Origin of the sequence: Azospirillum himalayense (assembly GCF_042657465.1) — a bacterium.
Taxonomy (GTDB): Bacteria; Pseudomonadota; Alphaproteobacteria; order Azospirillales; family Azospirillaceae; genus Azospirillum; species Azospirillum himalayense.
This window is the reverse complement of the sequence record NZ_JBHSLC010000001.1, coordinates 38776-51396: the sequence shown is the minus strand read 5'-3', so window position 1 is coordinate 51396 and position 12621 is coordinate 38776. Positions and strand designations below refer to the sequence as shown.

Below are 12621 nucleotides of genomic sequence, written 5' to 3'. Positions count from 1 at the left end.
GTCAATCCGCCAGGTCGGAGGCGGCTGCCGCAAGCTGTCCGGAGAAAGGCAGGACACAGGCATCGCCCGCAAAGCTGTTGCTGAGCAGCATGGCCTCCGCCGCCTTGCGCCGCTTCGCCGCATCGGGCCGCGCATCGCGCCGCCCGACGGAGCAATAGTGGAATCCCGCCGCCGCCATGGCCGCCGGGGCGTAGACGTTGCGCAGATCGACCATCACCGGGCGGCGCATCAGGCTGCGGACGCGGCCCAGATCCAACGCGCGGAACTCGTTCCATTCCGTCAGGATGGCGACGCAATCGGCTTCCGCCAGCGGGGCGTAGGCGTCGTCATGCCAGACCACGCCGGGCAGCAGGTGGCGCCCCTCCTCCATGCCGGCGGGGTCGTAGACATGGACCGTGGCGCCTGCCTCCTGAAGCAGCGGGATGATCTCCAGGCTCGCCGCCTCGCGCATGTCGTTGGTGTCGGGCTTGAAGGTGATGCCCAGCACGGCGATGCGCTTGCCCGCCGCGTCCGGCCCGCAGGCCTGGAGAATCCGCTCGGCCATCTGCCGCTTGCGCGCCCGGTTCACGTCCACCACCGTTTCGATCAGCCGGACCGGCGCACCGTGCTGCCGTCCGGTGCGCACCAGCGCCTCGGTGTCCTTCGGGAAGCAGGAGCCGCCGAAGCCCGGCCCGGCGTTCAGGAACGGGCGCCCGATGCGCCCGTCCAGCCCCATGCCCGCCGCCACGTCCTGCACGTCGGCCCCCACCCGCTCGCACAGGTCGGCCACCTCGTTGATGAAGGTGATCTTGAAGGCCAGGAAGGCGTTGGCCGAGTATTTCGTCAGCTCCGCCGTCTCGATGCCGGTGCGCACGAAGGGTGTCCCGGCGCGGATCAGCGGCTGGTAGAGGGCGTCCATCACCGCCCGCGCACGGTCGGAGTCGGCACCGATCACCACGCGGTCGGGCTGCATGAAATCCCCGATGGCCGAGCCTTCGCGCAGGAACTCCGGGTTGGACACCACGTCGAACTCGGCGCGCGGGTTGATGTCCCGCACGATGGCGGCGACTTGGCGTCCGGTGCCGACCGGCACGGTCGATTTGGTCACGATGACGGTGTAGCGGGTCATGGTCCGCGCGATCTCCGCCGCCGCGGCGTACACGTAAGTCAGGTCCGCCCCGCCGTCGCCGGGACGGGAAGGGGTGCCGACGGCGATCAGCACCACATCCGCCCCCTCCATGGCGACCGCGAGGTCGGAGGTGAAGGACAGACGATCCGCCGCCATGTTGCGCGCCACGAGGACGTCGAGGCCGGGTTCGTAGATGGGGATCTCGCCGCCCCTCAGGCGCCGGATTTTCGTTTCGTCCTTGTCCACACAGCACACGTCGATGCCGAATTCGGCAAAGCAGGCGCCGGACACGAGGCCGACATAGCCGGTCCCCACAACCGCGATCCGCATTGTTCCGCTCCTGTTCCTTATTGGCGTTGCCGAAGCCATCCCTGGCCGGCTCGAAAATTGGCCGTCAGGCCACGGCGCGCTCCGCCATGCCGTTTCCCGGACCGCTTTCCAGCCCGTTCTCATGGCCGTTCTCGCGCAGCGCCCAGCGCACGGTTTCCGCCAGCCCCTGCTCCAGCCGGGTGCGCGGCGTCCAGCCGAGCACCGCCCCGGCGTAGGCCACGTCCGCCTGCACGCTGCGCTGCTCGCCCGGGCGTTCGGGGTGGTAGAGCACGGGATGGTCCGCCCGCGTCCGGCCGAGCGCCCCCAGCGCGAGGTCGGCCAGTTCGCTGATGCTGGTCTGCCGCCCGCTGCCGAGGTTGAAGATCTTCCCGTGGCTGGCCGGGTTGTCGAGCGCGCCGACCCAAGCGTCCACCACGTCGTCGATGAAGACGAAATCGCGGGTCTGCTTGCCGTCGCCGTAGATGCGGATCGGCTCGCCGCGGATGATGTTGCCCAGGAAGATGCCCAGCACCCCCTGATAGGGGTTGTCCACCGCCTGCCGCGGTCCGTAGACGTTGTACATGCGGAACGACGTGACGGCCAGAGCGCCCGGCAGGTCGGGCCGCGCCGCGGTCAGATGCACGTAGCGCTCCCCCGCGTATTTCGTCACCCCGTAGTAGGACACCGGGGAGCAGGGCGTGTCCTCCGGCGTCGGCACGGTCTCGGCGTTGCCGTAGGCGCTCATCGAGCTGGCGTAGAGCAGGCGCTTCACCCCGCGCTCCACGCACTGCTGGAGAACGTTCACCGTCCCCTCCACGTTGGTGCGCAGGTCGCCGACCGGGTTGCTGAAGGCGCGGATGATCGACACCTGCCCGGCGATGTGGATCACCGCGTCGGGCACCTCCTCGAACGCCGTGTCGAGATCGGCGGGGTTGGTGACGTCGCCGCGGATGTAGCGCACCTCCGCCGGCACGTTGGAGCGCAGCCCGGTGGACTCGTTGTCGATCACCGTCACCCGGTGGCCGAGCGACACGAGACGGTGCGTGATGTGGGAGCCGATGAATCCGGCCCCGCCCGTTACAAGAACGTTCATTGGTTCCTCCACCGCACAGGGGTCGGGTTACGCGCTGAGGGCGATGCGGCCCGGCTCCAGCTGGGCTTGGTCCGTGGGCAGGCTGTTCTGGGCGAGGTAGCTTTCCGCCCAATCCCACAGGCGGCGGATGCCGGTGTCGCGGTCGACCTGCGGGCGCCAGCCGAGGACCTGCTCGGCCTTGCGGATGTCGCTGACATAGCAGGGCTGGTCGCCGGGCCGCCAGTCGGAGAAGTCGGCCTCCACCGGTTCGCCGCGCAGGGTGGACAGCATCTCCCCGAACTCGCGCCAGACCGAGATGGTGTTCTCCGGCCCGCCGCCGATGTTGAAGACCTGCCCGCGGCTGACCTCGATCTTCTCGGTGGCGAGGCGGAAGGCGCGCACGAGATCCTCGACGAACAGCACGTCGCGCACCTGCATGCCGTCGCCGTAGATGTGGATGGGCCGCCCGCTCAGCGCCGAGATGATGAAATGCGCGACCCAGCCCTGGTCCTCGTTGCCGAACTGGCGCGGGCCGTAGATGCAGCTCATCCGGAAGACGACGGTCGGCAGGTCGTAGATGCGGGCGTAGTCGCGCACATACTGGTCCGCCGCCCCCTTGGAGCAGCCGTAGGGCGAATGGAAGTCCAGCGGCTCCGCCTCCGAGACGCCGAGCGGGCGGTCCACGAAGCGGTAGCGGCTGCCGGTCTGCTCCACCGCCACATGCTCCAGCCCGCCATAGACCTTGTTGGTCGAGGTGAAGACCACCTTCGGCGGAGTCTTCATGCGGCGCGCCGCCTCCAGCACGTTGAAGGTGCCGAGCGCGTTGATGTCGAAGTCGGTGCGCGGATCGTCCAGCGACGAGGTCACCGCGACCTGCCCGGCGAGGTGGTAGACCTCCTCCGCCCCGGCCATGCAGGATTTGACGGCGGAGAAGTCGCGCACGTCGGCCTTCATGAAGGTCAGGCGGGAGCCGGCGTTGAGGGTTTGCAGCCACGCCGCGTTCCGTTCGCTGCCCGGCCGCAGCAGCGCGTCCAGGACGACGACGTCGCGCCCGTCCTCCAGCAGGTTCTTGACCAGATTGCAGCCGACGAAGCCGGCCCCGCCGGTCACGAGCGTCTTGCCTTCCATAGGTTTCTTCTCCATTGCTGCGGCTTTTACCGGTTGGGCAGGGGGTGTTGGGCAGAGGGCGTTGGACAGGGGTTCAGGCGGCCTTGAGGACGGCGGCGCCCGCCGGGCGGCGGACCACCGCGTCGTAGAGCCGGTGCGTGTCGGCGGCGGCGGCGGCCCAATCGAAGCGCTGGGCGGCGCGCAGGCGGCCGTGGCGGCCCATCCGCGCCCGCCGCTCGGGGTCGGCGGCCAGCTGCTCGACGGCGGCACGCAGGGCCTGCGGATCGCCCGGCTCCACGATCACCGCGCAGCCCTCATCGACCTGATGGGGGATGCCGCCGACCCGGGTCGTCACCACCGGGACGCCGAAGGCCATCGCCTCCAGGATCACGTTGGGGAAGGTGTCGGCCAGGGTTGGGAAGACGAACAGGTCGGAGCGGCGGAACATGGCGGCGACTTCCGCCTCGGCCAGATTGCCGGTGAGGTGGATGGTCTGGCCCGGGCCGCAGCGGCGCTGGTACGCCTCGTAATCGACGAAGTCCCGCTTCTCGCCGCCGACGATCAGGCGGAACGGCATCGACAGGCCCACGAAGGCGTCGAGCAGCACGCCCAGACCCTTGTTGGCCGTGTGGTTGGCGAGGAAGAAGGCGGTGACGGGGCCGCCGTCCTCCTCCCGCTCCGGGATGCCGAATTTGCGGTGGATGTCCTGGTCCGCCGAGGTCGGCGCGCCCCAGTCGGTCGGGCGGTCGACGCCGTAGGGAATGACGGCGATGTCGTCCCCGGTGAAGCCGAAGCCGCGGACGATGGGCAGATCGACCGGCGAGATCGCGCAGATGCCGGCGGCGTTGCGCACCACGTAGCGGACCGGGCGGTCGATCAGCAGATCCCAGGCGAGCCGCCGCGCCGCGTCCATGCGGCGGAAGGCCGCCGGGTTGCCGATCTCCACGAAGCCGTGGGTGGACACCACGTAGGGCACGCCCTTCGCCACGCAGGCGCGGGCCACCCGCATCATCTCCAGCGCCGGGATCGGGTTGTGGATGTGCACCAGATCGTAGGAGCCGTGGCGGATCAGCGCCGGGATGCTCGACTGGTAGAACAGGGTCTTCGCGCGGTTGGGCAGCACGGAGTCGAGCCCGACGAAGGGGCTGGAAGTCCGTACCTCGATCCGTTCGCCCGGCTTGCTCAGGTCCATCGGGACCCGGCTCGCCATGCCCATGTTCGCGATGTCGATGCGGTCATGCGCCTGCAGCGCGACGCTCAGCTTCTCCGCCGCCTTGCTGGCGCCGCTGACCGCCAGATGCGGCGGCACGACGATCGCCGACAGGATCTTCAGGCTCATCGCAGGAATCCTCGACTGTCATGGAAGCGCGGGCCGCATCGGTCGCGGTTCAGAGCGCTGTTCCGAGGTCGCTCAAGAAAATCCGCCGACGCAAAGCCGTTTTACTTTAAAATCGGCACAGAGAAAGGCTGCATCGGAAGGATTTTCATTTTTAATAACGGCAATTCTCTTTGGCAACCACCAAACAACCATCACCGTCTAGCCAAATCGAAGCTCTCCTTTCGGACGGCGCGCCTGGCCGCTGCGGACCAGCGGCATCTGCACCGCTTGGCAGGCCAGCAGGAACAGGAAGGCCGGATTGAGCATGACGTAGCGCCGCCACAGCCGCCGCGGTTCGGTGGACAGCCGGAACAGCCATTCCAGGCCGGAATTCTGCATCCACATCGGCGCCTGCGGCTGTTTCCCGGCGATGAAGTCGAAGGCCGCGCCGACCGCGATCAGCGGCATCGACAGCGCCGCCTTGTGCTCGTAGACCCAGGTCTCCTGGCGCGGGCAGCCCAGCCCGACGAAGACGATCCGCGCGCCGGACTCGATGATCTCGCGGTCCACCGCCGCGCGTTCCTCGGTGCTCAGGGTGCGGAAGGCGGACGGGCGGGCGCCGGCGATGATCAGGCCGGGAAAGCGCTCCGTCAGCGCCGTAACCAGCGTGGCGAGCAGCCCCGCCGTGGCGCCGTAGAGGTAGATGGGAAGGCCCTTCGCCGCCGCCGCCGCGCAGGTGCGCAGCATCAGGTTCGGGCCATAGACGCGGTCCGGCAGGGCGGCGCCGTGCAGCCGGTTCAGCGCCCAGCGCACCGGCTGGCCGTCCGGCGTCACGAGGTCGATGGCGTTCAGGCGGTAACGGTGCTCGGGGTCGAGCGCCCCGGTCATCACGCCATGAACGGCGAGCGCGCTGACCGCGAAGGGCTTTTGCTGCTCCGCCGCGTCGATGATGGCGCGCACGCCGGCCTCGTAATCGACGGCGTTGACGTAGACGCCGAGGACTTCCTTTTTCCCATGGTCGATCATGCCACGGCCTCCACGCGCCAGCGGCGCCGATTGCTGTCGTGAATGTCGGTGAGGATGTTGCGCACGTCGTGCCGGATGTCCCAGGACGGGTAGTGGGAGCGGAACCGGTCGAGCGAGCTGACCCACCAGATGTGGTCGCCGATACGGTTGGCCTCCTTGAAGGCCAGATCCATCGGGCGCCCGGTGATCTCCTCGCACAGCGCCACCGCCTCCAGGATGGAGCAGTTGCTCGCGCGTCCCCCGCCGATGTTGTAGACCTCGGCGCTGCGCGGCGCGTCGTGGACGGCGTGGAAGGCGGCGATCAGGTCGTTGCTGTGGATGTTGTCGCGGACCTGCTTGCCCTTGTAGCCGATCACGTCGTAGCGGGTGCCGGTGACGGCGCAGCGCATCAGATAGGCCAGGAAGCCGTGAAGTTGCGTCGGCGAATGGTTCGGCCCGGTCAGGCAGCCGCCGCGGAAGCACACCGTCTTCATCCCGAAATAGCGGCCGTATTCCTGGACCAGCACGTCGGCGGCGACCTTGGAGGCGCCGAACAGGCTGTGCAGGGTGGCGTCGATCGACATGTCCTCGGCGATGCCGCCGGCGTAGCGGTGCGCCGGGTCGATCTCGTAGCGCGTCTCGGTCTCGATCAGCGGCAGGCGGTTCGGCGTGTCGCCGTAGACCTTGTTGGTCGAGGTGAAGATGAACACCGCGTCCGGGCAATGCCGCCGCGCCGCCTCCAGCAGGTTCAGCGTGCCGTTGGCGTTCACCGAGAAATCCATCTGCGGGTCGCGCGCCGCCCAGTCGTGCGATGGCTGCGCCGCCGTGTGGATGATCAGGGAGATGGCCGAACCGTGCCGCTCGAACAGCGCGTCGATGGCCGCGGCGTCGCGGATGTCGATGGCATGGTGGCGGTAGCGCTGGCGCAGGGTCTGCTCCAGGGTCTGGCGCTGCCACGCGGTCGAGGCCTCGTCGCCGAAGAAGGTCCGCCGCATGTCGTTGTCGATGCCGACGACGTCCATTCCCAGCGCACCGAAATGCAGGCAACTCTCCGACCCGATCAATCCGCAGGAACCGGTGACAAGGGCGACGGACATGGCGTCAAACTCCTTTGCGGTTTGTTTGTTGGTTCAGCAGGGGGCTTTTTGGTCAGTAGGCGTTGCGGTCCCAGAAAAGGAGGAGGGCGGTGCGCACCATGATCTCGGCGTCCAGCCCCAGGGACCAGTTGTCGACGTAGTAGAGGTCGTGCTCGACGCGGCGGGCGGCGGTGTGGAGGTTGTCGATCTCGCCGCGCAGCCCGTTGACCTGCGCCCATCCGGTGATTCCGGGACGGACGCGGTGCCGGCAGGCGTAGTTCTCCACCGCCTCGTGGTACAGCACGTCCCCGGCCTTCATGGCGACGGGATGGGGCCGCGGCCCGACGATGGACATGTCGCCGCGCAGGACGTTGAAGAGCTGCGGCAACTCGTCGATGCTGGTGCGGCGCAGGAAGCGCCCGACGCGCGTCACCCGCGGGTCGTTGCGCACGGTCCGCTGCGCGCCCGACTGGTCACCCCGGTCGGTGTGCATCGTGCGGAACTTCCAGATCTCGAATTCCTCATTGTTGAAGCCGAAGCGCTTCTGGCGGAACAGCACCGGACCGCGGCTTTCCAGCTTGATGGCCGCCGCGGCCAGCAGAAGCACCGGCGCCAGCGCGGCCAGCGCCGCACCGCCGATCAGCAGGTCCTCCGACCGCTTCAGCACGCCGCGCCAGCCGGCCAGCGGGTGATGGATGACCCCCAGCAGCGGAATGCCCGCCGTCGCATCGACCGACAGGCCGGCGGTGCGGGCGATCAGCCGGTGCGGCAGCAGGCGGACGTCCACCGCGAGGACGCGCAGCCGTTCCAGGATGTCGGTGATCTCAGCCTCGGCGTTCCAGGGCAGTGCCACCACCACGAGGTCGATGCGGTTCTTGCGCACCTGCTCGACCAGACCGCCCACGCTTCCCAGCACCGGCACCCCGGCGAACCGGGCGGTGGCCAGGGGCGGGGCGTTCACGGATGACGGCCGGTCCGCCGCGGTGGACACCGCGCCGATCACCTGATAGCCCGCCCCCTCCGCGCGCTGGAGCCGGTCCAGCCATTCCAATGCCAGATCGTTGGTGCCGACCAGCAGCGTCCGCTGCCGCAAGCCGCCGGCCAGATTCCAGTCGCGCGCCAGCCGGAGGAACAGGCTGCGCGACGCGGTCAGCCCGAACAGGCCGAGCCCGTACCACAGCCACAGCGTCCCCGCCGCCGCCGTGTCCAGCCGCCGCAGGTCCCCCGTCACGCCGAGCATGAGGACGAGCACCAGGAAGGCCGCCGTCCAGGCCCCGAACAGCGGCCCGGCGTGCGAACCGATGGTCCGCCGCACCGCCCTGGGACGCAGGTTGCGGTAGCAGCCCGCGCTGTAGAAGCACATCAGCGACAGCACCGCCAGCGGGCCGACCGCGGCGTTGAAGACGCCCGCGGAAGCATGAACGGCGTCTGCGAACAGTGCCGGGTCGGCCGGGGCCGCCCGCAGCAAACGGGCGGCGATGCCCTCCGCCGCCAGCCCCGTCCCGACGACCATCAGCGCGTCCGCGGTCACCAGCCCGCACAGCAGGGCGGGGGCGGAGGCCGCCGCGGCGACCGGCGAGGCGGATTCCGGGCGCGGGCCTTGGAAGGCCATCCCCACGTGCGTGCCGTAATCCGGCTTCGCCGAGCTGTCTCGTGAAGGGAGTTCGAACATCCGCCGTTCCCTGTTGGCCCATTCCCTGCCGCCGCACCCCAGCGATGCGGCGGCGATGCCGGCTGCGTCGCCGCGCTCAGAAATAGGTCTTGGCGAAATAGGCGATGGTGCGCTCCAGCCCCTCCTCGAGCGGCACGTGGGGCATCCATTTCAGGTAGGCGTGGGCCTTGGTGATGTCCGGCTTGCGTTGCCGCGGATCGTCCTGGGGCAGCGGGTGCCTCTCGATCCGGGAGCGCGACCCGGTCATCCGGATGACGGTCTCCGCCAGCTCCAGAATGGTGAATTCGCCGGGATTGCCGAGGTTGATCGGGCCGGTCACCGTCCCGTCCGTCTCCATCAGCCGGTGCAGCCCCTCGACCAGGTCGTCGACGTAGCAGAAGGACCGCGTCTGCGACCCGTCGCCGTAGATGGTGATCGGATCGCCCTTCAGCGCCTGGACGATGAAGTTCGACACGACGCGCCCGTCGTTCGGATTCATGCGCGGCCCGTAGGTGTTGAAGATGCGGGCGACCTTGATGGCGACCTTGTGCTGCCGGTTGTAGTCGAAGAACAGCGTCTCGGCGCAGCGCTTGCCCTCGTCGTAGCAGGCGCGCGGGCCGATGGGGTTCACGTTGCCCCAATAATCCTCGCGTTGCGGGTGGACGAAGGGATCGCCATAGACCTCGCTGGTCGAGGCCTGGAGGATCGTCGCCTTCACCCGCTTGGCCAGCCCCAGCATGTTGATGGCGCCGTGCACGCTGGTCTTGGTCGTCTGCACCGGGTCGAACTGGTAATGCACCGGCGAGGCCGGGCAGGCGAGGTTGTAGATCTCGTCCACCTCGACATAGAGGGGGAAGGTAATGTCGTGGCGCACCGCCTCGAACTTCGGGTTGTCCAGCAAATGCGCAATATTCGAACGCGCTCCCGTGAAATAGTTGTCGACGCACAGGACCTCTTTCCCGGCGGCCAGAAGACGCTCGCACAGGTGCGATCCGATAAACCCGGCGCCGCCTGTCACAAGAACGCGCTCAGTCGTGGACGTCATCGAGCCTCTCCATGGAGTTGACCAGGGGAATTCGGCCGGACAGCGGCAGATAGCGGGGATGTCGCGCCAAACCGCTTCCGCGATTATTTTAAAATCCAGCGTTGATGCACGGCATTCCGCCACACAGTGCGGACCGTCATTCGGCCCATTACGCGGGAATGCACGGCCATGTCTGGAATTGTGCAGTGTTTCGAAGCCTGAACCGGCTCCGCTGCACCCGGCAGACTGTGACCGGCGTGGGGTTGACGGTCAAACACGCGGACGGGGTAACGGATATGATTATTTATGACGGTCGCCGTCGTAAGCACAGCGACGGATGGGCCTTCTTTTTTTCAATTGTTGCGCGGCGTTATTCACGGTACTCGAAGTCTGTCCGGCAACGGTTGCAGCAGCGGAACGCCACGGTCCATTCGGGACTTCTCTTTAAAAGACACCCGAATTCTCGGTTATCTCCAAAGAAAACAAAAAGGCCGCAGCGCGTCCTTTGACCCATCCGCCACGCCCATCCCGGGCCGGACCGCCAGCCAGCAAGACGAAAGGGGCGACGACGTGACTTCTTCGATCGGCAAAGGCGGAACGCTTCCAGGCCACGAAGCGCACACCAGCGTCCTTCCGGACAGTCTCCTGCAATCGGGCGCCGGGGAATCTTCCGACGTCCGCAGCCGGCAGGAGGCGACCGTCTTCGCCACTCTGGCCGTGCTGTGGCGGCGCAAGCTGCTGCTGCTCACCGTCATCCTGCTGGGAACGGCGACCATCACCTACGTCATGCAGTCGCTGAAGCCGATGTACCGCGCCACCGCGATGGTGCAGCTCGACTCCCGGCGGGTCGAGCTGGCGGAGTTCAAGTCGGTGGTGTCCAACCTGACGCCCGAGGCGCCGGCGGTGCGCAGCGAGGTGTCCATCGTCGGCTCGCGCGCGCTGGCGGAGCGGGTGGTGGAGAAGCTGGGCCTGCTCAACGATCCCGAATTCAACCCGACGCTCAAGGCGGCGGACGGCGCGGACGATCATTGGCTGAAACGGGTCACCAAGGCCGGCGTCGGCGCGCTGCCGCCGGAAGGCAACGACGTGCTGCGCCAGATCGTGCAGCAGGCGACCGCCCTGTTCCGTGCGGACGACGGGCCGGTCGCACGCGACCCGAACCAGGCCCGTCTGCTGACCATCGACACGCTGCTGCGCCGGATCGAGGCGCGCAACGACGACCGCTCCTTCACCATCATCATCGAGGCGTCGTCGGTCGATCCCGCCAAGGCCGCGGCCATCGCCAACGCCTTTGGCCAAGCCTATCTGGATTACCGGACCCAGATGAACCGCGACCTGACCGAGCGGGTCAACCAGTGGCTCGGCGGGCGGCTCGTCGAAGCGCGCGAGGCGGTGCGCGGCGCCGAGGAGGCCATCCGCAGCTTCCGCAAGGAGAACAGCCTGCTGGAACTGCCGCCGGACGGCCGCAACATGGTCCAGCAGCAGATGAACGAAATCGCCACCCAGCTGACCGCCGCGCAGGCGCAGAAGGCGGCGGCCGAGGCGCGCGTGCGCCAGGCCCGCGACCAGACCGCCGCCAACAACGCCGCGGCGATCCCGGAGGTGCTGGCCTCCCCGCTGATCCAAAAGCTGCGCGAGGCGGAGGCGATGCTGGAGCGCCGGCTGGCCGAACTCCAGCAGGTCTATGGCGACAAGCACCAGGACATCGTGAACCTCCGCCGCGGCATCGGCGAGTTGAAGGCCCGCATCCGCGACGAGGTCGGCAAGATCCAGAAGGGCCTGGACGCCGATCTGGAGGTCGCGCGCATCCGCGAGGCCACGCTGCTGAAGAGCATCGCCGACCTGCAGGAGCAGCAGAAGGGCATCGAGGCCACCGGCATCCAGCTCCGCGACCTGGAACGCGCCGCCGACGCGCACCGCACGCTCTACCGCAGCCTCGCCGAACGCTACGAGCAGACGATGGCGCTGAAGAACACCGGCGCGCTGGACGCGCATCTCAGCGCCCCGGCCCTGCCGCCGATCCGCCCGGCCTTCCCGCAGCTCCGCATGTCGCTGGGCGTCGGGCTGGTCGGGTCCACGGCGCTGGCGGTGGCGCTGGTGCTGCTGCTGGAGCGTCTCAGCTCCGGCCTGCGCACGCCCAGCCAAGTGGAGCGGGCAACCGGCGTGCCCTGCCTCGGCATGGTCCCGTCGCTCCCCCGCAACGAGGCGGCCTGGAATCTGCCGCTGCACCCCGACAGCCGCCGCGCCCGTGAGATCGGGGCCTTCCGCGAGGCGATCCAGACCGTGCGCACCATGGCCTGCATGCCGCGCAAGCGGGGGACGCCGCCCAAGGTGCTGCTCGTCACCTCCTCGATCCCCAAGGAAGGCAAGTCGGTGCTGGCGGCCAATCTGGCACGATCGCTGGCCGGGCTGGGGCTGAACACGCTGCTGATCGACGCGGACTTCCGCCGCCCCTCCATCGCGAAGCTGCTGGGCTACCAGCCGCAGGGCAGCGTCGCCGACCTGTTGGACGGCCGCGTCGGCATCGACGACCTGATCCACCAGGAGACCACCAACCTCGGCGTCCTGGGCAACGCCGTCGGCACCCCCGACGCGCACGACCGCATCAGCTCGCAGGCGATGAGCGACCTGATCCAGTGGGCGCGCCACAACTACGATGTGGTGGTGATCGACTCCGCCCCGGTGATGCTGTTCTCCGACGCGCTGGCCCTGTCCTTCCTGGCCGACAGCGTGATCTACGTCGTCCGCTGGCAGCACACCCCGCTGGACACCGTGACGGCCGGCTTCAACAAGCTGAAATCGGTCGACAGCGCGGTCGGCGGCGTCGTGCTGTCGCGGGTCGTCGCGTCCAAGCACGTCAAGTACGGCCACAAGGACGACGCCTACTACTACGCCCTGCACGCGCCCGCGCGGCATTGACGGCGCCGACGGACGGCGCCCCCGCGAAGGCA

General features: G+C 68.5%; 9 protein-coding genes. 1 reads left to right on the top strand and 8 read right to left on the bottom strand.

Annotation, left to right across the window (positions count from 1 at the left end; translation table 11 throughout):
• Window position 1: 1 nt before the first annotated feature.
• From ACFPMG_RS00200 to ACFPMG_RS00165, 8 genes are all read right to left on the bottom strand, one after another.
• Window positions 2–1438, bottom strand: a complete 1437-nt coding sequence (locus ACFPMG_RS00200) for a UDP-glucose dehydrogenase family protein (protein WP_376993243.1) — start codon at window positions 1436–1438, stop codon at window positions 2–4.
• Window positions 1439–1502: 64 nt separating this feature from the next.
• On the bottom strand, window positions 1503–2510 hold the full coding sequence (locus tag ACFPMG_RS00195; protein ID WP_376993242.1) for an SDR family NAD(P)-dependent oxidoreductase: 1008 nt from the start codon (window positions 2508–2510) through the stop codon (window positions 1503–1505).
• Between the two features lie 27 nt (window positions 2511–2537).
• On the bottom strand, window positions 2538–3617 hold the full coding sequence (locus ACFPMG_RS00190; RefSeq protein WP_376993241.1) for a GDP-mannose 4,6-dehydratase: 1080 nt from the start codon (window positions 3615–3617) through the stop codon (window positions 2538–2540).
• 73 nt (window positions 3618–3690) lie between these two features.
• On the bottom strand, window positions 3691–4935 hold the full coding sequence (locus ACFPMG_RS00185; protein ID WP_376993240.1) for a glycosyltransferase family 4 protein: 1245 nt from the start codon (window positions 4933–4935) through the stop codon (window positions 3691–3693).
• Between the two features lie 198 nt (window positions 4936–5133).
• Window positions 5134–5940, bottom strand: coding sequence for a WecB/TagA/CpsF family glycosyltransferase (locus tag ACFPMG_RS00180; protein WP_376993239.1), 807 nt, complete (start codon window positions 5938–5940; stop codon window positions 5134–5136).
• Entirely contained in the window at window positions 5937–7016 is a 1080-nt protein-coding gene (locus ACFPMG_RS00175) for an NAD-dependent epimerase/dehydratase family protein (protein ID WP_376993238.1), read from the bottom strand. The genes ACFPMG_RS00180 and ACFPMG_RS00175 overlap by 4 nt, the downstream gene beginning before the upstream one ends.
• Window positions 7017–7068: 52 nt before the next feature.
• The gene (locus ACFPMG_RS00170; protein ID WP_376993237.1) at window positions 7069–8667 is read right to left on the bottom strand and encodes an undecaprenyl-phosphate glucose phosphotransferase; all 1599 of its coding nucleotides are present in this window, start codon (window positions 8665–8667) and stop codon (window positions 7069–7071) included.
• 76 nt (window positions 8668–8743) lie between these two features.
• Complete coding sequence (locus tag ACFPMG_RS00165; RefSeq protein WP_014241848.1) at window positions 8744–9691, bottom strand: UDP-glucuronic acid decarboxylase family protein; 948 nt, start codon at window positions 9689–9691, stop codon at window positions 8744–8746.
• A gap of 549 nt (window positions 9692–10240) precedes the next feature.
• On the opposite strand from ACFPMG_RS00165, the gene ACFPMG_RS00160 reads away from it, so the two are divergent.
• Window positions 10241–12589, top strand: coding sequence for a GumC family protein (locus tag ACFPMG_RS00160; protein ID WP_376993236.1), 2349 nt, complete (start codon window positions 10241–10243; stop codon window positions 12587–12589).
• Window positions 12590–12621 lie beyond the last annotated feature (32 nt).

Bases quoted from the DNA above. Each gene is read 5' to 3' on its own strand.
- ACFPMG_RS00170 (WP_376993237.1), bottom strand. From the start codon at position 8,667: ATGTTCGAACTCCCTTCACGAGACAGCTCGGCGAAGCCGGATTACGGC.
- ACFPMG_RS00185 (WP_376993240.1), bottom strand. From the start codon at position 4,935: ATGAGCCTGAAGATCCTGTCGGCGATCGTCGTGCCGCCGCATCTGGCG.
- ACFPMG_RS00180 (WP_376993239.1), bottom strand. From the start codon at position 5,940: ATGATCGACCATGGGAAAAAGGAAGTCCTCGGCGTCTACGTCAACGCC.
- ACFPMG_RS00175 (WP_376993238.1), bottom strand. From the start codon at position 7,016: ATGTCCGTCGCCCTTGTCACCGGTTCCTGCGGATTGATCGGGTCGGAG.
- ACFPMG_RS00190 (WP_376993241.1), bottom strand. From the start codon at position 3,617: ATGGAAGGCAAGACGCTCGTGACCGGCGGGGCCGGCTTCGTCGGCTGC.
- ACFPMG_RS00165 (WP_014241848.1), bottom strand. From the start codon at position 9,691: ATGACGTCCACGACTGAGCGCGTTCTTGTGACAGGCGGCGCCGGGTTT.
- ACFPMG_RS00200 (WP_376993243.1), bottom strand. From the start codon at position 1,438: ATGCGGATCGCGGTTGTGGGGACCGGCTATGTCGGCCTCGTGTCCGGC.
- ACFPMG_RS00195 (WP_376993242.1), bottom strand. From the start codon at position 2,510: ATGAACGTTCTTGTAACGGGCGGGGCCGGATTCATCGGCTCCCACATC.